Here is a 20,612-nt window from a genome sequence, read left to right on the forward strand (position 1 = left end):
GGGTGAAATAGCAAGAGTAATAATATTGCCCGCCAATTTCACCCTCACCCTATCCCTCTCCCATCAAGGGAGAGGGAATTTTGCTTTGTCTCCCAACTAACTGCTTAACTTAGTTTTGAGCAGTTACCATAGCAATCACCAGCATGGCGCGGCTTGCCCGCCCGAAGGGCGGAAAACGCAAGCTCTTCACGCGATCTTCGTCCCATCCCGGTGGATAGATAGTGTTTCTCATTGTTTTCCCTTTCGACGACGTCTGCGCCGGTATGCTAATGAGGTTACCTTCTCGGAATGTAGCTATCGACTTCCGAGCATCTGCCGCAATCTCCTCCCGCCGTATTTCAATCTGACGTTTACGCAAGATTTCTACAAGCATCTCTCGCTGTTCAGGTGGAAGCTGCAAAGCGATTTGGTTAGGCAAAAGTTCCACTTCCCCGTCTTCTTTCTTTTCTTCTTATGTCTGTGTTCCATAATCAAGGTTTGATCCCAACTTACTCCTTGAAGCATTCAATAACATGGTTTTAAAGGCTTCGGCTTTACAGACATTGACTTTCGGGAACTCCGCGGTTTTCAATATCTGAAAATGTTTATCATTCGTGACCATATAATCGACATTGCCGGAAATGGCGGCATCAACAAATTTATTGTCATCTGGATCACTGACGATCAGGTGCCACTGGAAATACGGCGTGACTTGTCTGACATTGGGTAAGAGTAACAGAATGGCCAGGAGATCTTGAACCACCTGCGAATCATAGCGTGCAGTGATCTGCTCTTCATATTCGGTCAGGATCGCGTTACTGATAACCAATTCATACGCTCCCTCAAGTAATTGATTGAACAGGAGACGATACGGAGAATGCGATGGCAATGCCCCCAACAAGACATTCGTATCGATGACCACGGTGAGATTGGTGAGATTATTGTTGCTCATCGTTCACCCATCGCTCCATATCGGCTTCCGTTAACCCCTGTTCTTCCCAAATCTGATCTACTCTGCTGGTCATCCGATGAGCCAAATAGCGGACCAGCAGTTGCTTGATCTCCACTAATTCTTCCTCAGAGAGTTTCACGGAATACAGTTTCAAGATTTCTAATTGTAAATTTGTTAATGGTGTTTGGGGGAATTTCTGTTTCCCTTCAGCACGCCTTCTTATCTTTTGCATATTCTGTTGCATCCCAGACCACCTCCTCTTTCTGCCCGGATGATCGGGTAGGTCAGGGGCCTTTCAGCCCCATTCCCCCCTAAGAACTGTACATGGAAGTTTCCCCCCATACAGCTCAAGCATCTCAAAGGCAGCCCTTGTGGGACCGCCCGACTGTGATCCTCTTCACAGCCTTTGCGATACGCATTTGCAGCCTTCTGACTTCTCGTTGAGCTTCCTTCCACTTAATGGAATTCCACTTCTCCGAGCCATCTATGAGTGCACCCGCCTTTTGAGCCGTCATTTGCTTCCTCTTCTTCAAAGGTTCTACAAATTCTCTCGCAATGAAACACCAGTTAGACGTCTGCACGCTCTTTCACCAGTTGCCGAAAGTGGCGTTGAGCCATATTTCATGCCCTATCTTTTGGCTTTCCCAAAAGCATTCACTTCTTCCAACCTCTCCCTCCCGTCTCTCCATGGGCGGGCCTTGCGGTTTTCGCTTGCCTGGCCTTGCGCCAGGCAAAGGACGGGGTTACTACGTTCCTCACAGTTGATCCTTTGGATGACTTAGGTGCGTCCTCTACGCCGATGGTTCTACAGTTCCGTGCAGGCAGTTAGAAGACCTGCATCCTGACCATAACCACTGACTCAGGGCAATGGCCTTATACCTAATTAATCCTCGTAGGTACGTCACTCTTTGACGACGCTTACAGACATTCAATTAGTTTCACTATATCATCCGTCCCTAGCCCTTAACGGAGGAGGATTCTCCGAGGGGTTCTCCTGTTGCCATTTGAACCCAATTCGGTACGTTGTCCACAGGGCTTCGCACCCCGTCATCAGCGCAACGGTAGCACGCCTGTGTAGGGACCGGCAGGAACATGCCGGGTACTCCAGGTCTTACCTGAGTACACTCAACTGTGCGACATCGTATCGCACCCTAACTCCGATTTATTGAGAAGATACCTCCCGCAGATATTTAGCCGCCTCCTCAGGTGGAGTAGGGTTGATGTAAAAGCCGGAGCCCCATTCGAAACCAGCTACATTGACTAAACGGGGGATGATCTCAATATGCCAGTGATAATCTTCCAGATCATGGGGCAAGGAAAGAGGAGTGGTATGAAGCATATAATTATAAGGTGGTCCATCCAGGACATCTCGCATTCTTATCAATACTCCCCGCAATATTCGAGGCAGAGAACTCATGTCCTCCGAATTAATCTTATCAAAGTGCGGCTTGTGCTGCTTAGGGATAATACAGACTTCAAAGGGAAACCGGGAGGCATAAGGACAGAAGGCGAGAAAATGCTCATCCTGGTCAATAATTCTGGCCTCATCGCGTATTTCTTGTCGGACTATATCGCAATAAACACATCGCTCCTTGTACTCAAAATAGGTCCGTGATCCCCGCAGCTTTTCCTTAACTCTTTTAGGAACGATAGGGGTGGCAATAAGTTGTGAATGGGGATGCCTCAGGGATGCCCCGGCTACTTCCCCCTCATTTTTAAAGATTAAGATATATTTGAAGCGTGGGTCACGCTTCAGGTCAATTATTCTTGATTTATATGCCCAGATAGTCTGGGCTACTTCTGCTTCAGAGAGTTCAGCCATGGTGCGATTATGATCCGGCGAGTCAATAATTACCTCATGGGCGCCAACTCCATTCATCTGATCATACATCCCTATGCCTTCACGATCTAAATCACCCTCTATCTGAAGGGCCGGAAACTTATTGGGCACTACCCGTAGGGTCCAACCAGGGGTGTTCGGTTTTCTTCCGTTTTCAGGCAAAGCCAAGATCTCCGGTGGGGTTTTATCTTCATTTCCAGGACAAAATGGGCAGGAATTCGAACTAGGCGTTGATTTCGTCTTTTCCGCAAAATCTTTTGGCCTTTTGGCCCTTTCTACCGCAATAATTATCCATCGTCCAATAATGGGGTCTTTTCGTAATTCTGGCATCTTATCTTACTCCTGGAGTAACTTAGACTGTACCTACTCAAAATCAAGTTAAAAAAGTAAGCTCATTACAGATTATAGTGCTATGTGTTAAGTTTCATCTCCTTTTGTACCGACGACAGCGTTGGCATAAAAGCTTCCCCTCCCTTGATGGGATGGGTTAGGGGAGGGTGAAATAAACAACCCTCTCTTATTGTTGCTAATACCCCATCTATATTTCTTAATATAAGGTTTTTAGCAAGAGTAATAATATTGCCCGCCCATTTCACCCTCACCCTATCCCTCTCCCATCAAGGGAGAGGGAATTTTGCTTTGTCTCCCAACTAACTGCTTAACTTAGTTTTGAGTAGTTACCTTAGACTGAAGGCTGAAGTCAGTCTATCCATCTGAGTAGCCTTCAGCCTTCCGCCTTCAGCCTATCTAACTGAGTAGTTACTTCTTCGTCATGTCGATGATATGTCCGAATCGGGCTGATAACCGGTCTCTCATTAACTCTTCGACTTCGTCAGCTTCAGACAAGGTAAAGGCCTGTTGAGCTAATTCCTTAGCTTCGCCAAGCGTAGTGGAGCGAATGATCTCCTTGATCTCAGGGATACTCACTCCACTCATAGAGAACTCGTCCAATCCCAGGCCAAGCAGCAAGACAGTAAAGAGGGGATTACTGGCCATCTCTCCGCACATCCCGACCCATTTGCCTTCCCGGTGAGCCGCCTCAATTGTCTCTTTAAGCAGGCGGAGGATAGCCGGATGAGAAGGCCGGTAAAGATAGGCAAGTTGTTCATTGCCCCGATCAACCGCCAGGGTATATTGGATCAGGTCATTGGTTCCGATGCTGAAAAAATCAACCTCTTTGGCTAATATATCAGCCATCATAGCGGCTGAAGGGGTTTCAATCATAATACCCAATTCAATTTTTTCATCAAAAAGAATCCTTCTGCCTTCGAGTTCTTTCATAACGTCAGCCAAAATAGCCTTGGTTTTCCTTACTTCCTCGACATTGGATATCATAGGGATCATGAGCTTGACTTTCCCATACTTGCTGGTCATAAGGATAGCCCGAAGCTGGGTCTTAAAGATCTCCGGGTGCTGGAGGCACAGGCGGATGGCTCGAAGCCCCAAAAAGGGGTTGCTTTCAATCTGTCCCCCTGTTTCTTCTAAGTGATAAGGGAGCTTGTCTCCTCCCAGGTCCAGGGTTCGAAAGATCACCGGATAAGGGGAGATGGTTTCAACGGCCTCCTGATAGGTCTTAAATAACTCCTCTTCTGAGGGGAGTTCATTTCGGTTAAGGTAGAGAAACTCGGTGCGATATAGTCCGATCCCTTCCGCCCCATGTTCTTTAGCCAGGCTAACTTCTTCGATAAGCTCTACATTGGCGGCTATCTCCACACGGTATCTGTCCTGAGTTTGAGCCGGTAAATCCTTTAATTTAGCCAGGCCGGCCTCAAAGGCCTCAAATTCGCGCTTCCTTTGAGTATATTCTTCCAGCTTAGTCTGGCTTGGGTTGGCCACTATTATCCCCCTCAGCCCATCAACGATCAGCGTATCTCCATCTTTGACCTGAAGGGTGGCGTTGGAGAGGCCAACTACCGCCGGTATCTCTAAGGCACGAGCTAAAATAGCCGTATGAGAAGTCGGCCCGCCCCCCTCAGTGACAAAAGCCACTACTTTAGATTTATCTATTTGAGCCGTATCAGAAGGGGTAAGGTTATGGGCAACGATCACGCTGCCCGGTTCTATTTCCTCTAAGCCTAACCTCTTTCTCTCAACCAGATTGTATAGGATTTTCTTCCCTATATCATAAATATCAATCGCCCTTTCCCGGATATATTCATCCTCTAAGTCCTCGAAATTCTTGCTCAACACCTCCAGGACTTCCCACAGGGCATATTCCACATTCTTATGTTCATCCTTTATCTTTTTAGTTACTTCAATAATGAGAAAAGGGTCTTCCAAAAGGAGCAAATGAGCGCTAAAGATATCGGCATACTCTTTAGACATTCCATTGGCCACATTATCTCTAATCCTGGTAATCTCTCCCTTAGCCTTGGCCACGGCTTCCTTAAATTGGGCTATTTCAGCCGCCACATTCTCCTCAGATATCTGGTGCCGTCTGACCTTAAATTTTTCCACTTCATAAAGGAAGGCCTGGCCAAAAACGATTCCTGGTGAAGCCGCAATACCTGATAAGGTAATCATTCTTCCTCCCCAAACTTGTGAGCGATCAATTCACTGAGTTCGTTAATCATTTGCTCGGCATCGGTTCCTTCAGCCTTGATTATCAAGGATGACCCACGGGTAGCCGCCAGCATCAGTACCCCCATAATGCTTTTCCCATTGACCCAGGTGGAATTGCCTTTTTTCTTCAAGACAATCTCAGCCTCAAACTTATTGGCTGTCTGGACCAATACGGCTGCGGCACGGGCATGAAGTCCCAATTTATTAGTGAGAGTTACTGTTTCCTTGACGATTTTTCGCTCTACCACGCTCACCCTCATATTTGCGAATCTCGAATCTCGAATCTCGAATTGCGAATCGCGAATCTTAAATTGCGAATTAAAAAATAGATTCGCGATTCGCAATTCGCAATTCGCGATTAAAGAAATCCTCCTAAGATACTGGCGCCCACCATCAAGCCAAAGATATTAGCCGGGCTAAGTCCTTTATGAATACCCCAGGCAATACTGAGAACTATTAAGGCCGAAATACATTTAACTTCTATGCCTTGGGCCAAGCTTACGGTCTCAATCCCCAGGCCATGCATTTCGGTTAAACCGCCTATCACCCCTCCAACCAGGACCAGCGCCACAATCTTAAGATAAGGTAAAATATTTGAGGCAGTCAGGCGTTTGATAAGGTGAAGTAATTCCTCTTCTCTCAAGGTGTATCCGCCTTTTATCCCCCAATATCTTAATGGTATTTGCAGACTGTTATAAAGTAACAGGAAAAGAACCGGGCCTAATATATTTCCATTCCAGGCCAATATGACTCCCAAAAAGGCGGTTAACGGCCGCCAGGTGGCCCAAAATAGATTGTCACCCACCACCGCCAGGGGACCCATCATACTTGTCTTAAGAGTAGATATCTCTTCCGGTGTAATCCCTTCTTCTCCCCTGGCCAATGCTTTTTCCTTAGCTATAGTTAAACCAATAATAGGTCCGGCCAGATAAGGGTTAGTATTGAAAAATCTTAGATGTCGGGACAGGGCCTCCTTTCGGGCCTCCTGATCAGAATAAAACCTTCTGATAGCAGGCAGAAGGATATAAGTAAAGCCAATGCTCAGCATAGATTCAAAGTTCCAGACCGCCTGGATAAAAAAAGACCGAAGAAAGGTTCTTATTATCATTTGGTTTCCCTAATCCTGATGGTTGGGTAAAAAGTCAAATCTTGGCTTTTGTTCCCTTGGGACTTTTTGCCCGAGCATCAATCCTTAAGTAAACCAGAAGAATTGTCGTAAATAAAATCAGCCACCAAAGAAGAGGAATATCCCAAAGGCTGATTACTAAGATACTCAGAAGAAAACTTATTCCTAAGTAAATCCAATTAGTAGCATTCAAAAAATTTTCGGTGATTACCCCCAAGCCGAGTAAAGGTAAAAGATATTTAAGGGTAGTCAACCCATTTTTTACTTCGAGAGGCAGCATATCGGCCGCCAAATTGATCGCCTTAGTTCCTGCCAAGACTATGGTTATACATGTAAAAAAGGTTATCAAAAAGGAAAGAAACAGGGAGCCAGCTACAACCAACTCTATCCCCCCAGCCTTGCCTTCTTGGGCAAAATGAATGGCCTGGTGGAGGAACCTCTGGTTGATGATTTTTCTTTCTAAGGTGTCTAAGTGGCGGGCCATGATTCCCACGCCTACGGCAAAAATGATAGATAAAGCGAAAATTACATTGAGATCTCCCTGGGACAATAAAGCTAACGAGACACCGGTTATACCTGCTAAGGTAGAATTGGGGGGGATGCTGCCGCCTACAGGCAAGGTGGCTATCCAAATAAGTTCCAGTAAGGCCCCTATCCCAAGTCCGACGAAAAACCCCTGAGAAAAATCCTTCAGGATAATCCCCAGCATCGCCCCGGTTATAGAAGATGAGACCAGGGGACGAGAAACCATTGTTTGTCCGGCCAGGGTGGTATCCAGATTTAACACCCCTCCGACTGCTCCAACCAACAAGGCCTCGGTTAAGATCTTACCCACCCCCCTTTGAATTACGTGTTAATCGCGAATCGCGAATCGCGAATCTATTTCTTAATTCCAGACGTAACTACTCAGCCTCTATATAGTAGCCTTACCTAGCGAAACCACAACATATTGTGTTTAGGTGTTTAAAAGTTAGCTAAAATTCCTAAAAAACGGCTTTCTATGCAACCTATAAAAGGAGACGAACCACAATATATTGTGTTCTGTAAGCTTCAAAATCAATATGTGGTGGCTGAGTAGTTACTTCCAGACTTCTTCTCGACAGTTAAAAGTTCTCCGCAAGCCATTACTATTGGTAAGCGTTCAGCCACTAAGGCACAAACTCGATGCTCGATGCTCGATCCTGGATCCTGGATCCTTTACCAGCATCGAAGATCGAGCATCGAGCATCCAGCATCATGTGCTGAACGGTTACAAAATTTTTATCCGTGTCAATCCGTCTCATCGGTGTAATCCGTGTGCTATTATTGGTAGTCTTTGTGTCTTTGTGCCTTAAGGGCTGAATAGTTGCAAAAATTTCCCCTCAACTTTCATTACCCCCTGAATGGTTACTAAATAATGATATCGCCGAACACCACGGCGAGGGAAATCGTAGAAGTCTGTAATTCGCAATTCGCGATTCGCAATTCGACAGAAATCTATTTCAGGTAGTCCATAATATTAATCCGATGATCAGTAGGGACCACTCGACCTTCCAGTTCTATTCCGAGTTCAGCCAATTTGTGAAAAATTTCTACCTCTTGAGGCGATACCCACACGACTGGAAGAACCTGTTTTCGATTAGGGAAGGCCCTCATCCCCCCGACATTAATACTCTCGAATTTTACCCCTGCTTCTACCAGACACCAGGCGTCCTTTGGATTGGCTAAAAGCAGGATGGTTCTTTTATCCTCAAAGGCCAGGGTTTTAATCTTGTCGGCCGTGTCTTTAATAGACAGGATAGCCACCTCTATTTCCGGGGGTATGGCCATTTCATAAAGGAGTTTTCGCCTATGGTCAGTAGAGATTAAGTCGTTAGCTACGACGATCCGCTCAACAGACATAGCCCTCCCCCATCCGATCACCACCTGTCCGTGGATTAATCGATCATCAATTCGAACTAAGATAAGACCCATCACACAAAAAAGTTTCGAGTTATCTTACTTATCTCTCACCTCTAAGGTTAACTCGAAAGGTGTGGTTTACCCTTGTCTCAGTTTCGGGTTCAGGGTCACCCGCTGGCGCGGCTCGTCGGGTTTAGAAAAGGGCGAAATCTCTAACTCGAAACCCGAACCCCAAACCCAAAACTAAGTTTCCTTCATCCGTTTGGCCAGGACTTCGCACACATCGACAATTGCCCTTTGACCGGCTTTCTTAGCCAGGGCAGCCACTTCAGACAGGTTGTGTTGATTTCGATGGAAAGCCAGATCTATAAGCATAGGGAGATTAACCCCGGAGATAACTTTGAGATTGCGATTATTACCTAAGGCCGCACAGGTAGTGGAAGAACTTCCCCCAAAGAGATCGGTCAAGAGAATTACTCCTTCACCCGTATCCACTTCTTCAATAGCCTCACAAACCTTTCTCATTATCTCATCCAGAGTATCAGACGGAATTGAAGAAACAGCCTTAACTTTCTCTAAAGAGCCGACAATACCTTCGGCGGTCTTGATTAACTCAACTCCCAGCTTGCCATGAGTAACTATCGCTATCCCAATCATTTATGCCTTATTTCCTTTATATGTTTTTTCGCCAGGGTATGATTAGGGTGAAGTTCAAGAACTAACGTCCATTCTTTAATGGCCTGCTTTTTGTCTCCCAAACTGAGATAAGCCCGGCCCAGCCAGTAATGGGCTTCTATTAACTTCGGATCAATCAGGATCCCCTGGCGATAAGCGGCCACCGCCGAGGTAAAGTCATGAAGATAATGGTGTCTCCGCCCCTGCCGGTAATAAAAATAGGCATCTTCTTTATTCGCGACGCCTTGTTGCACCTGCCTCTTTTCCTTAAGGAGAAGCTTATCATCCGGTTTAAGGTTAAGGGCTTCATTCCAAAAGGTAACTGCCGCTTGAGTATTTCCCTGAGCCAAAGAGACCTTACCCAGCCAATAGTAAACATCGGGGCAATTTTGATCCAGGCTTCTGGCCAGTTCAAACTCCTGGGCAGCGGTGGAATAATCTCCCCTTTGATAATAAATTACTCCCAGTCTGATGAGGGTTTCTATATCATCGGGATTGCACCTCAGGCTTTTTAAATACGCCTCCCTGGCCTGATCTTGTTGGTTAAGAGCCTCATAAACTAACCCCAGATTATAGTGAGCTAAACAGTAAGCCGGATCAGATTCAGCCACCTTTTCCCAGATAGAGATAGCTCCCTGATAATCCCTTAGTTCATAGCGTTCTATGCCCGCCCTAAGTCTTTCTTTAAGGGAGACATTTTCCTCAGCCCAGGCCTGGGTAACCATAAGGGTGATAATGATTAGGGAAAGAATTAATCGCATCTTATGTCCCCATTTCCCAACTTTGCAGGTATTTTTTCTGCTCGTCGGTTAGATCATCTATCGCTATTGCCATAGATTCTAATTTTAACCGGGCGATTTCCTCATCTATGTCCACAGGGACGACATAGACCTTGCGCTCTAATTCTTTGGCATGCTTAACCATATATTCACTACAAAGGGCCTGATTAGCAAAACTCATATCCATCACGGCCGAGGGATGTCCTTCAGCCGCCGCTAAGTTAACCAGACGTCCTTCAGCTAGGAGGTTGATTTTTCGACCATCAGGCAGGGTGTATTCATCCACAAACTCTCTGGTTATTCGTTTATTAACCGCTATACGTTCCAGGCCAGGGATATCTATCTCCACATTGAAATGGCCAGCGTTGCACATTATCGCCCCATTCGGCATAACCTCAAAATGCTCTTGCCTGATAACGTTTATATCTCCGCTTACTGTGACAAAGACCTGCCCGATCCTGGCTGCCCTGGCCATAGGCATAACCGCAAAACCTTCCATAACTGCTTCTAATGCCTTTAGGGGATCAATTTCAACAATAATTACGTGCGCCCCCATCCCTTGAGCCCGCATAGCTACCCCCCGGCCGCACCAACCGTAGCCACAGATAACAAAGTTTTTGCCGGCTAACAGGATATTGGTGGCCCTGATGATTCCGTCTATAGTAGACTGGCCTGTTCCGTATCTGTTGTCAAACAAGTGCTTTGTCTTGGCATCATTGACCGCAATTATGGGGTATCTTAGAACCTGGTTATTTTCCATACTTTTCAATCTAATTACACCCGTGGTGGTCTCTTCGGTCCCCCCAATAACCCCCGCTACCAGGTCTTCCCTTTCCTGGTGGATAGTAGAGACCAAGTCAGCTCCGTCATCCATCGTAATCATCGGTCGATGGTCCAAGGCAGCGCTGATATGTTGGTAGTAAGTCTCATTATCTTCACCTTTAATGGCAAATACCGGGACCTGGTAATCCCGAACCAGGCTGGCCGCCACATCATCCTGGGTAGAAAGAGGATTGGAGGCACACAAAACTACCTCAGCCCCACCCTGAGCCAGCGTGTCAACCAGATTGGCTGTTTCCGTAGTCACATGGAGACAGGCCGAAAGTCTGACACCCGCCAGCGGTTTTTCACGTTTGAATCGCTCTTTTATCAGGGCCAGAACAGGCATCTCTCTGGCCGCCCATTCGATCCGGCGTTGGCCTTCGTCCGCTAAGTTAATGTCTTTAATATCGTAATTCAATCTTCATCTCCTTTCATTTTGGTGTCTGGTGCCCCGATTACATCTTACCTTCGCAGGCCGCTTTTAGCTCATCGACCTTGTCACATACCTCCCAGGTAAATCCTTCTTCCTCCCGTCCGAAATGGCCGTAGGCCGCGGTGGCCTTATAAATAGGCCGTCTTAGATCAAGGTGCTTGATGATACCACTCGGCGTGAGGGGGAATACTTTTCTCACTATGGGAGTCATTTCTTCATCAGGAATCTTTCCCGTGGTCTTGGTATTAATCATCACTGAAACCGGCTCAGCCACACCAATGGCGTAAGCAATCTGGACTTCGCACCGGTTAGCCAGACCGGCGGCCACAATGTTCTTGGCGATATACCTGGCCATATAAGAAGCAGACCGGTCTACCTTGGTTGGATCTTTTCCCGAGAAGCAACCGCCACCATGGGCGCCCATGCCACCATAAGTATCCACAATAATCTTCCTGCCGGTTAGACCGGTATCTCCCCGCGGACCACCCACCACAAACTTGCCGGTAGGGTTGACAAAGAATTTTGTCTTTTTGTCCAGGAGTCCTCCAGGGATAGTATGCTTTATCACTTCCTCAATGATTCCTTCCTCAATAACCTTGTGGGTGACATCAGGATGATGTTGACAGGAAATGATGACCGCCTCGGCCCTGATCGGCCTGCCCTTCACGTACTCTATGGTTATCTGTGATTTTCCATCCGGCCTTAGATAATTAAGGATACCCTCCTTACGCACATAAGCCAGCCGACGGGCTAATTGGTGGGCAAAGTGGATGGGCGTAGGCATAAGCTCCGGCGTCTCATCGGTCGCATAACCGAACATCATCCCCTGATCTCCGGCTCCACCCACGTCAACACCCAGGGCAATATCAGGAGACTGTTCATCAATAGAGGTAATAACCGCACAGGTTTCATAATCAAAACCATAATCCGCATGGGTGTAACCAATGTCCTTAATGGTCTGGCGGACAATTTTGGGGATGTCGACATAGCATTTGGTGCTGATTTCGCCGGCTACAAAGGCCATTCCAGTGGTAACCAGCGTCTCACAGGCTACCCGCCCCATCGGGTCATCCTTCATAATCATATCCAGAACAGCATCCGAAATCTGATCAGCCACCTTGTCCGGATGGCCTTCAGTTACTGACTCTGAAGTAAACAAATAATCCTGTTTTCCTATCAATTTTTTACCTCCTTTAGGTTCTCTCGGTGTGGGCTTTCCTCTTCCGAGCAGCTTCCTTCCTTTTACGTTTTACACTCGGTTTCTCATAATGTTCCCTTCTTCTAACTTCTGCTAGTATACCACTCTTTTGAATCTCCTTTTTAAATCTCCTGAGGGCGCTATCCAGGGACTCATTATCTCTCACCATTATCTTGGCCATAAACTCACCCCCCTTCTATTATAATTAACAATTGCAACTATTCAGGTGTTTAGGCTGAAGGCTGAAGGTTATAAAACATCTCGAAAGGCCTTACACCTTCAGTTTTCAGCCTTCAGCCTAAAAGCCTTCAGCCTATCCACCTGAGTAGTTACATTGATAATTGATAATTTATCCTGGCGGCCAATTCATCTTTCGGCCGCCCAGTAAATGGAAATGTAGATGATAAACCTCCTGGCCTGCCTCGGCCTTGCAATTGACCACCAGCCTGAAGCCTCGATCGGAAAGCCCCTTTTCTACCGCTATCTGATTGGCTACCTGATGCAAGTGGGCCACTAAATCCCTATCCTGGTCTTTGATCTCCAGCAGGGTGGGTATGTGCCGGCGAGGGATAATCAGAATATGGATGGGGGCCTTCGGGTTGATATCAGAGAAGGCCATCGCCTGTTCATCCTCATAAACCTTAGCAGCCGGGATTTCTCCCTGAGCAATCTTACAAAAGATGCAGTCGGTCATTTAACTACGCTCCCTTATTATCAGTAGTTAGCCTCTCCATTATGCTTAATGGCTTAAATATTTACTCAAGAAGCACTTCCGCTTCGGAAACCCTACATGAACTCATCGAGAGCCACAGGTGCTTCTTAGCCGCCCAAATGTTATGAGTCCTTTAATCTCTTTTTCCAATACCCTGGTTTTCTTTTATAATGAGCCACAGCAACAATCTGAATTTTCTCATCTGATGTAAGATAAATAACACCAAAAGGGAATCTTTTCAACAAATATCTCCTCGTCTCCCCTTCATATGTAGGCCACATCTCAGGGGCTTGAATGATTTTCGACTCAGCATACCTTACTTCAAAAAGAAATTCTAATCCGAGACCTTCAACTTTATCATCGTACCACTTAATTGCTTCTTGTATTTCTGCCTTCGCTTGGGAATGATATTCAACTGGCCTTACCATAACCAGACAGGATGTCCTTCCACATTTCTTCAGACGGTATCATTCTAGCTTTACCAGATTTAATCTCGTTAACTCTTGTCCGAACTTCACGACGCCAAGCTGTATCAACTGTGTTATCGCTTTCCGCCACCTCATCAAGATTTATAATAATCCATCGCGTCAGGTCTGCTCGGTCCTTTACAGATAATTGTTCGATGTTTCTTTTTATATCTACCACACTCATTAGAATCACTCCTTATTTCATTTCTCAGTATCGGCCCTAATAACTTCTACCCTTCCAATATCCCTCCGATAGTGCATACCCTCGAAAGCCACCTTATCTACCGCCTGGTAGGCCAGGGAAGAGGCCGCCCTCAGGTCAGGGCCTAAGGCAGTCATCCCCAGAACCCTCCCTCCGGCCGTGACGATCCGCCCATTATCCCGTTTAGTCCCGGCATGAAAGATACACACCCCTTCCCTTTGAGTATCCAGGCCGTGAATTTCCTTACCTGTCTCATAATGGCCGGGGTATCCAGCCGAGGCTAAAACCACGCAGCAGGCTGACTCCCTTCGCCATTCCAGTTTAATCCGGGCTAAATTCCCCTCCAGACAGGCTTGCATAACCGTTACCATATCTGTCTGGAGCCGAGGTAGGAGGGCCTGAGTCTCCGGGTCTCCAAAACGGATGTTGTACTCAAGGAGCTTAGGGCCGTCTTTAGTTATCATCAAGCCCAGATAAAGCACCCCGCAGTAGGGACGATTTTCTTGGGCTAATCCCTTAATCGTCGGCATCAACATTTGCCTTCGGATTATATCAGATAACTCCCCGGTCACAACTGGCGCAGGTGAATATGACCCCATGCCGCCGGTATTAGGCCCCTGGTCCTGATCAAAAACACGTTTGTAATCCCTGACCCCTTCCATTAGAAGGGCGGTCTCACCATCAGAAAAAGCCAGGACTGAAGCTTCCTCTCCTTCTAACCTCTCTTCAATAACAATCTTATCTCCAGCCTGGCCAAAGATTCTATCTACCATGGCCTGTTTGATGGCCGTAACGGCCTCTTCTACCGTGGCCGCCACCGTAACCCCTTTGCCGGCCGCCAGGCCATCGGCTTTAACCACACAGGGGAGATTCCTCTCCCTGACATATTTAATGGCGGCTTCACTATCCTCAAAAACCTGGTAAGCCGCCGTAGGAATGCGGTGTCGGCTCATAAAATCCTTGGCCCAGACCTTACTGGCCTCAAGAGCGGAAGCAGCCCGGCTGGGACCAAAGATTTTCAACCCCAGTGAATTAAAATGATCAACTATGCCATCCGCCAGAGGGACCTCCGGGCCGACGAGCGTAAGGTCAATTCCCCGGCTGAGGGCCAAATCACTCAGGTCAGCCAGATAATCAGGCGCCCCTATCTTGACCGAGAGACACTCGGCTAATGGCTCTATGCCGGCATTACCCGGCGCCGCATAGATATTATCTGCTTTAGGACTCTGGGCCAGTTTCCAGACCAGGGTATGCTCCCGGCCACCGGAGCCTACTACCAGAAGCCTCATCAGTCAATCCTTCCCTTCGAACTCTAAGCCGCCAGCTTTTCTTCTACCGTTCTTCTTAAGGAATTGACTTCCTCTTGCAACTTTTCAACTCGGTCAAAGACAAGGGCATATTCCTCCCGCCGGACAGCCAGATTATACAATTCGTCAAGACGACGAGTAAGCCTGTCAATCTGCTTCAATAAATTTGCCCATAAGCTACGGATATTTTCATTAGTGTTATCAAACCTGCCCACTAAATCCAATTGAAGGGCATCAACTTTCCCATTAGTCTCATCAATCCGTTGATTAGTCTCATCAATCCTTTGATTAGTCTCATCAATCCTTTGATTAGTCTCATCAATCCTTTGATTAGTCTCATCAATCCTTTTACTGTTATCGTCAATCCTTCGGTTAGTCTCGTCAATCCTTCGGTTAGTCTCGTCAATCCTGGCGGTTAATTCCGAACGAAGGGCGTTAATCTCCCCTCGGACAAGCTCGATCCTGTTGATGATTTCTCCTCTAATAGCGTCAATTCGCTCATTAGTCGCCTCGATCCGGGTATTAGTCGCATCAATCCTCTGCCCTAAATAAATCAGTTGCTCATTAATATCGCTCATCCTGGACGACATCTCATCTAATCTTCCCTCTATCCGCTCAAATCGATTGTTGTGCTTAGCCAATTCAGGTAATAAAGCAGCTTTGACAGCTTCAACCAGGGCTTTTGTTTCCATATCATGTCTCCTTTTTCTTTCCCTGCTTCAAATAACTCTCAATAAATCCATCGATATCCCCATCCATTACCCGGGCACCATCGCCTCTTTCCACCTCGGTGCGGTGGTCCTTAACCATAGTATAAGGGTGGAAGACATAGGAGCGGATTTGACTGCCCCAGGCAATCTCTAATTTCTCGCCGCTAAGTTTGGCCACCTCTTCAGCCTTTTTACGCTCTTCGTGCTCATAAAGCCTTGCCCTGAGGACCTTCATCGCCGAGGCCTTGTTTTTATGTTGCGAGCGGTCGGATTGACAGCAGACCACAATACCTGTCGGCAAATGAGTGATCCTGACGGCGGAATCAGTCACATTGACGTGCTGGCCACCGGCCCCGCTGGAGCGGTAGGTATCGATTCTCAAGTCTTCCGGTCTTATGTCGATATTAATACTCTCGTCTACTTCCGGGATCACCGCCACGGAAGCAAAAGAGGTATGCCTTCTGGCTCCGGCATCAAAGGGGGAGATTCTTACCAGTCGGTGAACCCCAATCTCAGCCCGAAGATGTCCGTAACTATACTCACCATCGACCTTTACTATTACACTTTTGATCCCGGCCTCTTCACCGGGCAAAAGGTCGAGGATTTCTGTCTTATATCCCTTTCTTTCCGCCCAACGAAGATACATCCTGAGAAGCATTTGCGCCCAATCGCAAGCCTCTGTCCCGCCCGCCCCCGGATGAATAGACAGGTAGGCATTATGGCGATCGTGTTCCCCTGAGAACTTGGTGATCAGCTCCAGGTTATCCAGCCGGGGTATGACCTTATTCAGTTCCTCCTTTATTTCCAAACCAACGGAAGGGTCATTCTCATCCTGGCCCATCTCAAGGAGAACCTCTATCTCTTCCACTTGATGCTTGAGTTCCTCCCAGGGGGCTATCTTGGCCTTTAAACTGCTCAGCAACTGCATAACCCGGCCCGCTTCCTGCGGATCATCCCAAAAGGAAGCCTGATGGGTCGCCTGTTCTAAGTCGGCGATTTGACTTAAAATCGAATCCAGGTCAAAGACAACCTCGCAGTTGATCTAACCGGTGCTCTATTTCCCTTACCGAGGTATATAAATCATCCCACATAAATAACTGCCTCCTCTAAATCGAGTTTCGCGTTTTGGGTTTCGAGTGGGGAGAAACTCGAGACCCGAGACTTATTTTTCGCTTACTTGGCGACGGCTTCGCTGGTCTAAGCGGTTCCATAATAAACCAACGCCACATTTAATAGCCGTGCCTAACAAACAGACCCAGCCCAGGACATCACCCCATCGGGTATAAATAGTTTCCGGCCTCCCCTTAGTGATATCGCGGATAAGGAGTTCCTCTATATAAAGATCAGACCGCTTTTCTATCTCGCCCAGGGGATTAATAAAGGCCGAGACGCCGGCGTTGCCGGCCCGGACAAAATAGCATCGATTTTCAATGGCCCGAAATACCCCCATGGCGAAGTGCTGCTCGTGGGAGGTAGGATTCTTGGACCAGGCATCGTTAGTAATATTAACCAAAAAGTCAGCTTGGCGCCTGACAAACTGACGGGCCAGATCCCCAAAAATCCCTTCATAGCAGATCAGGACCCCAAACTTCATGCCGGCTTTAGGGAGATTAAAGATAGTAAAGGTATCTCCCGGCGTCCAATCACCTGCTTCCGAAGGCAGGATTTCCCTTAACCACGGAAAAAACCTTTCGGCTGGAATAGTCTCTCCAAAGGGAACTAGATGAATCTTGTCGTATCGATCAGTGATTTCACCTTCAGGTGAAATGAGAAAGGCACTATTAAAATGCTCCTGTTCGGACTTCCAGTGAGGTGCTCCCACCAGAAGGAACCCATTTATTTCTGAGGCTAAAAGGAAGATACGTCTCGTCAAATAATAGCTTTCATCAACAGGCTCGACAATAGCTGTTTCAGTCCAGATGGTTAAATCAGGCGCCGCCTCTTTAGCCGCCTTTCTGGTCAAACCCCAAAGGGTTTTGATTGTCTCATCCCTGAGGCCGCTCCATTTCGTGTCCGGATCAAAATTGCCTTGAATAAGGGCGATCCTGAGCCGGCTGTCCCGCGGTAGTCCGGCTTCTATCCGGCACCACCAGCCATAAGCCAGACACAGCCCCAGAGTCAAGGCCAGGATCAGGCCTTCTAATTTCATTACACCAGCCCGGCAGCCTTGAAGGCCTTGGCCAGCCTCTCGTCAGTGATAGCGAGTTCCTTCATGGCAATCAAGAATCTTCTAACCTCGTCAATCTCTTTCTCCCTTGCTTTCTCCCATTTTCTTGCCAGGAGAGGCATACCTACCACCGAAGCCAATAAGGCTATCAGTAAATATTGAATGAATTCAAACCTTTTATCCACTTGCTCAAATCGCTTGTCTATTTGCTCAAATCGCTCGTCCATCCGCTTCCCCATTTCTTCAAATCGTATGTCCATTTGCTTCTGCATTTGTTCAAATCGCTCGTCTATTTGCTTCTGCATTTGTTCAAATCGCAGGTTCACTTGTTCAAACTGCCTGTTCATCTGGTCCAGAATAACTTCATTAGAAACAGGCCTGGCCATAACACTTACCGGTAATACTAAGTAAAATATCCACCAGAACGAGACTCGTTTCATTAATCCCTCTCCTTTCATTTTTCAGCCAGAAGGCTTTCTCTCCAGGCCAGACAAAGATCAGCCAGATAAGAATTGACCCAGACGATCAGGAACGAAATACCCCAGACACCGGTTATATCCGCTACCTGAATAACCACAAGTTGTTTATACTGAGAGTATCCTAAGACTCCCCAGGGGAAACCAAGGACCCCTAAGCTGCGGAGATATTCAATCCCTACCCAGACAAAAGGAGCCACAAAGGAACCTTTGTGCTTATTTTCCACACACTTCAAAATAAGGCCAAACCCTACGCCGTAAAGGGTTAAGGCCAACAAGGTGAAAGGTATGGCCAGGGGATGATAGATCCTTATCCAGTGCAGAAGCCCTGAAAAGAAGGCCAGATAGGCAAGTCCCCCGCCTACGGCTGCTTTAAACAGACTTTTACTGGCCCTGATGGCTATAAAAACAGGAACCAGGGCAATCCAGGCCAGAGGCCAAAGATCATAAGGAGGAAAAGAAAGGACCAGCAGTCCGCCTGACAGGATAGCTAAAAGATATCTCATTCATCCCCTACTTTTGAGAAGATACCCCCCTTTGTCTCTTTTCTATGGCGTGCTTGTAAAGTTTAAGATATTCTTTAGCTGAGGTGTCCCACGAAAAATCAGCCGCCTGAGCCCGTTTAACCATCGCCTTCCAGACCTGTTTGTGGTGGTAAACAGACAGCGCTCGGTTTATGGTGGCCAGTAATTCTGCCCCGGAAGGCTCTTCAAAGACAAAACCATTGCCGCGTCTTCCTCGATGATCAAATTCGTAAATAGTATCAGCTAAACCGCCCGTGGCCCTTACTACAGGAATAGTTCCGTATTTAAGACTGATCAGTTGTCCCAATCCACACGGTTCGTATCTTGAAGGCATAAGGAACATATCCGAGCCGGCGTATATCTTATGGGCCACCGCATTGTCATAGCCAAGCAAGACCACTATTTTATCTTTGTGCTTCTTCCTTATTTTAGTGAAAAGTTTATGGTATCTTTGGTCACCTGTTCCCAGAAGAACGATTTGGAGATCTTCTTCCATTAGGTCGTCAATGACCTCGGCCAGGATGTCAAATCCTTTTTGAGCAGCCAATCTGGATACAATGCCTATGAGAGGCACATTCTTTTTATAAGGCAAACCAACTTCGGCTAACAAGGCCTTTTTGTCTTCTTCCTTGCCTTCAAAATTACCCCTCTCGAATGGCCGGGCAATAAACTTATCCTTGGCCGGGTCCCATTCCGTATAATCAATGCCATTTAGCACGCCGTAGAGTTCATCCCGCCGGTATCTTAACACTCCCTCCAGCCCACAGCCGTACTCCTCGGTTTGAATCTCTTCCGCATATTTTTTGCTGACCGTATTCAGGGAGTCGGCATAAAGGAGTCCACCCTTCATAAAATTCAGCTTACCATAGAATTCAAGTCCATTGATAGTAAATACTTCCTTTTTAGAAAGGCCGGTTAACAAATGAAAATCTTCGGCCCAGAAGACTCCCTGGTAAGCCAGGTTATGCACGGTAAAGAGCGTGGCAATGGATGAATAAAAAGGGTCATTTTTGTAGGCCGTTTTTAAAAACAAAGGCACCAGGGCGCTTTGCCAATCATTACAGTGGATTATATCCGGCTGCCAGTTATCTAAATGGGGGAGCGCTTCCAAGATGCCCCTGGAAAACAGGGTAAATCTTTCGGCGTTGTCCCAATAATCGCCTTTGGCGTCTCCGTAAAGCCCGGGCCGGTTATAATGTCGGTTGCTCTCGATAAAATATGCCTTTACCCCGCCAGCCGTGGTAGAGAGCACTCTAATGGATTCCAACCGGTTGCTAATGGGCACCTTAAGCCGATGGTTGACCTCGGTTAAATCAAAGTCACCTTTCATCGGGTATTTGGGTAAAATAAGGCGGGCATCAACGCCTAAATGAGCTAACGCCTTAGGCAGGGCGCCGGTAACATCGGCCAAGCCTCCTGTTTTGGCAAAGGGAACCGCTTCCGAGGCAGCCATTAAAACTTTTAGTCTTTGAGGCATCTTTCCCTCATGATAAGGTGGATAGGCTGAAGGCTGAAGGTGGAAGGCTTTTAGGGACAGTCTTCAATCTTCAGCCTATCTGCCTGAATAGTTACATTGATTTTCATTATACTAAAAGAGGGGCTGGTTTGTCAAGTGTTTTTCTGCTATGAGAGAGAAGAAACCTCTCCCTTCTCAACTCTCAACTCTTATCTGCTAATTTACCCCGATTTATTGAGAAAATACATTAAAGTTCTTTCTGAATTATGTCGATAAATATTATAGATGGAAAAAAGGTATTATTATCCATACTCAGTTTGGCTTTGCTTGAGAGTTTAGTTTAG

At 46.9% G+C, this 20,612-nt stretch carries 26 protein-coding genes; all 26 read right to left on the reverse strand.

The genetic code is table 11. The features are described from left to right. Positions 1-109 precede the first annotated feature (109 nt). The 26 genes from AB1797_03155 to glgA all read right to left on the reverse strand — a co-directional run bounded on the left by AB1797_03155 (position 110) and on the right by glgA (position 20,289). Positions 110-418, reverse strand: a complete 309-nt coding sequence (locus tag AB1797_03155; protein ID MEW5766610.1) for a hypothetical protein — start codon at positions 416-418, stop codon at positions 110-112. A 33-nt stretch (positions 419-451) separates the two neighbouring features. Then, positions 452-931, reverse strand: a complete 480-nt coding sequence (locus tag AB1797_03160; GenBank protein ID MEW5766611.1) for a putative toxin-antitoxin system toxin component, PIN family — start codon at positions 929-931, stop codon at positions 452-454. Then, positions 918-1,175 (reverse strand): hypothetical protein, encoded by a 258-nt coding sequence (locus AB1797_03165; protein MEW5766612.1) that lies wholly within the window; start codon positions 1,173-1,175, stop codon positions 918-920. The genes AB1797_03160 and AB1797_03165 overlap by 14 nt, the downstream gene beginning before the upstream one ends. Positions 1,176-1,287: 112 nt before the next feature. Continuing rightward, positions 1,288-1,446 (reverse strand): reverse transcriptase N-terminal domain-containing protein, encoded by a 159-nt coding sequence (locus AB1797_03170; GenBank protein MEW5766613.1) that lies wholly within the window; start codon positions 1,444-1,446, stop codon positions 1,288-1,290. Positions 1,447-2,093: 647 nt separating this feature from the next. Continuing rightward, a complete protein-coding gene (gene galT, locus AB1797_03175) occupies positions 2,094-3,101 on the reverse strand; it encodes a galactose-1-phosphate uridylyltransferase (protein ID MEW5766614.1) in 1,008 nt (335 codons plus the stop codon). A gap of 429 nt (positions 3,102-3,530) precedes the next feature. Beyond that, the gene (ptsP, locus tag AB1797_03180; protein ID MEW5766615.1) at positions 3,531-5,294 is read right to left on the reverse strand and encodes a phosphoenolpyruvate--protein phosphotransferase; all 1,764 of its coding nucleotides are present in this window, start codon (positions 5,292-5,294) and stop codon (positions 3,531-3,533) included. Continuing rightward, positions 5,291-5,581 carry an HPr family phosphocarrier protein gene (locus AB1797_03185; GenBank protein MEW5766616.1) on the reverse strand — a complete coding sequence of 97 codons (291 nt, stop codon included), beginning with the start codon at positions 5,579-5,581 and terminating at the stop codon, positions 5,291-5,293. The genes ptsP and AB1797_03185 overlap by 4 nt, the downstream gene beginning before the upstream one ends. Before the next feature lie 110 nt (positions 5,582-5,691). After that, positions 5,692-6,441, reverse strand: coding sequence for a PTS system mannose/fructose/sorbose family transporter subunit IID (locus tag AB1797_03190; protein MEW5766617.1), 750 nt, complete (start codon positions 6,439-6,441; stop codon positions 5,692-5,694). A 34-nt stretch (positions 6,442-6,475) separates the two neighbouring features. Continuing rightward, the gene (locus AB1797_03195; protein ID MEW5766618.1) at positions 6,476-7,294 is read right to left on the reverse strand and encodes a PTS sugar transporter subunit IIC; all 819 of its coding nucleotides are present in this window, start codon (positions 7,292-7,294) and stop codon (positions 6,476-6,478) included. A gap of 313 nt (positions 7,295-7,607) precedes the next feature. Continuing rightward, the gene (locus AB1797_03200) at positions 7,608-7,742 is read right to left on the reverse strand and encodes a hypothetical protein (GenBank protein MEW5766619.1); all 135 of its coding nucleotides are present in this window, start codon (positions 7,740-7,742) and stop codon (positions 7,608-7,610) included. 193 nt (positions 7,743-7,935) lie between these two features. Then, positions 7,936-8,412, reverse strand: coding sequence for a PTS sugar transporter subunit IIB (locus AB1797_03205; protein MEW5766620.1), 477 nt, complete (start codon positions 8,410-8,412; stop codon positions 7,936-7,938). Between the two features lie 171 nt (positions 8,413-8,583). After that, on the reverse strand, positions 8,584-8,997 hold the full coding sequence (locus AB1797_03210; protein ID MEW5766621.1) for a PTS sugar transporter subunit IIA: 414 nt from the start codon (positions 8,995-8,997) through the stop codon (positions 8,584-8,586). Beyond that, positions 8,994-9,776: a tetratricopeptide repeat protein gene (locus AB1797_03215; protein MEW5766622.1), complete on the reverse strand. Its 783-nt coding sequence runs from the start codon at positions 9,774-9,776 to the stop codon at positions 8,994-8,996. The genes AB1797_03210 and AB1797_03215 overlap by 4 nt, the downstream gene beginning before the upstream one ends. Before the next feature lies 1 nt (position 9,777). Beyond that, complete coding sequence (gene ahcY, locus AB1797_03220) at positions 9,778-11,034, reverse strand: adenosylhomocysteinase (protein ID MEW5766623.1); 1,257 nt, start codon at positions 11,032-11,034, stop codon at positions 9,778-9,780. 37 nt (positions 11,035-11,071) lie between these two features. Then, positions 11,072-12,226, reverse strand: a complete 1,155-nt coding sequence (gene metK / locus AB1797_03225; GenBank protein ID MEW5766624.1) for a methionine adenosyltransferase — start codon at positions 12,224-12,226, stop codon at positions 11,072-11,074. Positions 12,227-12,242: 16 nt separating this feature from the next. Further along, entirely contained in the window at positions 12,243-12,428 is a 186-nt protein-coding gene (gene rpsU, locus AB1797_03230) for a 30S ribosomal protein S21 (GenBank protein ID MEW5766625.1), read from the reverse strand. 168 nt (positions 12,429-12,596) lie between these two features. Beyond that, entirely contained in the window at positions 12,597-12,941 is a 345-nt protein-coding gene (locus AB1797_03235; GenBank protein MEW5766626.1) for a histidine triad nucleotide-binding protein, read from the reverse strand. A gap of 140 nt (positions 12,942-13,081) precedes the next feature. After that, positions 13,082-13,387: a type II toxin-antitoxin system RelE/ParE family toxin gene (locus tag AB1797_03240; protein ID MEW5766627.1), complete on the reverse strand. Its 306-nt coding sequence runs from the start codon at positions 13,385-13,387 to the stop codon at positions 13,082-13,084. Continuing rightward, a complete protein-coding gene (locus tag AB1797_03245; GenBank protein MEW5766628.1) occupies positions 13,371-13,610 on the reverse strand; it encodes an addiction module protein in 240 nt (79 codons plus the stop codon). The genes AB1797_03240 and AB1797_03245 overlap by 17 nt, the downstream gene beginning before the upstream one ends. Positions 13,611-13,627: 17 nt before the next feature. Continuing rightward, complete coding sequence (gene purD, locus AB1797_03250; protein MEW5766629.1) at positions 13,628-14,917, reverse strand: phosphoribosylamine--glycine ligase; 1,290 nt, start codon at positions 14,915-14,917, stop codon at positions 13,628-13,630. A gap of 23 nt (positions 14,918-14,940) precedes the next feature. Beyond that, complete coding sequence (locus tag AB1797_03255) at positions 14,941-15,627, reverse strand: hypothetical protein (protein ID MEW5766630.1); 687 nt, start codon at positions 15,625-15,627, stop codon at positions 14,941-14,943. A 1-nt stretch (position 15,628) separates the two neighbouring features. Further along, a protein-coding gene (gene prfB, locus AB1797_03260; GenBank protein ID MEW5766631.1) for a peptide chain release factor 2 occupies positions 15,629-16,736 on the reverse strand; the annotation gives its coding sequence in 2 pieces (ribosomal slippage) (positions 15,629-16,672 and positions 16,674-16,736; 1,107 coding nt in all). A gap of 71 nt (positions 16,737-16,807) precedes the next feature. Continuing rightward, positions 16,808-17,794, reverse strand: a complete 987-nt coding sequence (gene lnt / locus AB1797_03265; protein ID MEW5766632.1) for an apolipoprotein N-acyltransferase — start codon at positions 17,792-17,794, stop codon at positions 16,808-16,810. Beyond that, positions 17,794-18,252 carry a hypothetical protein gene (locus AB1797_03270; protein ID MEW5766633.1) on the reverse strand — a complete coding sequence of 153 codons (459 nt, stop codon included), beginning with the start codon at positions 18,250-18,252 and terminating at the stop codon, positions 17,794-17,796. Before AB1797_03270 ends, lnt begins: the two co-directional genes overlap by 1 nt. Before the next feature lie 14 nt (positions 18,253-18,266). After that, positions 18,267-18,794 carry a hypothetical protein gene (locus AB1797_03275; protein MEW5766634.1) on the reverse strand — a complete coding sequence of 176 codons (528 nt, stop codon included), beginning with the start codon at positions 18,792-18,794 and terminating at the stop codon, positions 18,267-18,269. 7 nt (positions 18,795-18,801) lie between these two features. After that, positions 18,802-20,289: a glycogen synthase GlgA gene (gene glgA, locus AB1797_03280; protein ID MEW5766635.1), complete on the reverse strand. Its 1,488-nt coding sequence runs from the start codon at positions 20,287-20,289 to the stop codon at positions 18,802-18,804. Positions 20,290-20,612: the final 323 nt, after the last annotated feature.

Source organism: bacterium, assembly GCA_040753085.1.
Classification (GTDB): domain Bacteria; phylum UBA9089; class JASEGY01; order JASEGY01; family JASEGY01; genus JASEGY01.

What these genes read in the sequence shown, in the direction of transcription:
- AB1797_03210 (MEW5766621.1), bottom strand. Translation starts at nt 8,997, where the DNA reads ATGATTGGGATAGCGATAGTTACTCATGGCAAGCTGGGAGTTGAGTTA.
- ptsP (MEW5766615.1), bottom strand. Translation starts at nt 5,294, where the DNA reads ATGATTACCTTATCAGGTATTGCGGCTTCACCAGGAATCGTTTTTGGC.
- AB1797_03205 (MEW5766620.1), bottom strand. Translation starts at nt 8,412, where the DNA reads ATGGGTCTTATCTTAGTTCGAATTGATGATCGATTAATCCACGGACAG.
- rpsU (MEW5766625.1), bottom strand. Translation starts at nt 12,428, where the DNA reads ATGGCCAAGATAATGGTGAGAGATAATGAGTCCCTGGATAGCGCCCTC.
- AB1797_03215 (MEW5766622.1), bottom strand. Translation starts at nt 9,776, where the DNA reads ATGCGATTAATTCTTTCCCTAATCATTATCACCCTTATGGTTACCCAG.
- galT (MEW5766614.1), bottom strand. Translation starts at nt 3,101, where the DNA reads ATGCCAGAATTACGAAAAGACCCCATTATTGGACGATGGATAATTATT.
- AB1797_03270 (MEW5766633.1), bottom strand. Translation starts at nt 18,252, where the DNA reads ATGAAACGAGTCTCGTTCTGGTGGATATTTTACTTAGTATTACCGGTA.
- AB1797_03200 (MEW5766619.1), bottom strand. Translation starts at nt 7,742, where the DNA reads ATGAGACGGATTGACACGGATAAAAATTTTGTAACCGTTCAGCACATG.
- AB1797_03235 (MEW5766626.1), bottom strand. Translation starts at nt 12,941, where the DNA reads ATGACCGACTGCATCTTTTGTAAGATTGCTCAGGGAGAAATCCCGGCT.
- AB1797_03165 (MEW5766612.1), bottom strand. Translation starts at nt 1,175, where the DNA reads ATGCAACAGAATATGCAAAAGATAAGAAGGCGTGCTGAAGGGAAACAG.
- glgA (MEW5766635.1), bottom strand. Translation starts at nt 20,289, where the DNA reads ATGCCTCAAAGACTAAAAGTTTTAATGGCTGCCTCGGAAGCGGTTCCC.
- purD (MEW5766629.1), bottom strand. Translation starts at nt 14,917, where the DNA reads ATGAGGCTTCTGGTAGTAGGCTCCGGTGGCCGGGAGCATACCCTGGTC.
- AB1797_03170 (MEW5766613.1), bottom strand. Translation starts at nt 1,446, where the DNA reads ATGACGGCTCAAAAGGCGGGTGCACTCATAGATGGCTCGGAGAAGTGG.
- AB1797_03160 (MEW5766611.1), bottom strand. Translation starts at nt 931, where the DNA reads ATGAGCAACAATAATCTCACCAATCTCACCGTGGTCATCGATACGAAT.
- AB1797_03275 (MEW5766634.1), bottom strand. Translation starts at nt 18,794, where the DNA reads ATGAGATATCTTTTAGCTATCCTGTCAGGCGGACTGCTGGTCCTTTCT.
- AB1797_03245 (MEW5766628.1), bottom strand. Translation starts at nt 13,610, where the DNA reads ATGAGTGTGGTAGATATAAAAAGAAACATCGAACAATTATCTGTAAAG.
- AB1797_03255 (MEW5766630.1), bottom strand. Translation starts at nt 15,627, where the DNA reads ATGGAAACAAAAGCCCTGGTTGAAGCTGTCAAAGCTGCTTTATTACCT.
- lnt (MEW5766632.1), bottom strand. Translation starts at nt 17,794, where the DNA reads ATGAAATTAGAAGGCCTGATCCTGGCCTTGACTCTGGGGCTGTGTCTG.
- AB1797_03240 (MEW5766627.1), bottom strand. Translation starts at nt 13,387, where the DNA reads ATGGTAAGGCCAGTTGAATATCATTCCCAAGCGAAGGCAGAAATACAA.
- AB1797_03190 (MEW5766617.1), bottom strand. Translation starts at nt 6,441, where the DNA reads ATGATAATAAGAACCTTTCTTCGGTCTTTTTTTATCCAGGCGGTCTGG.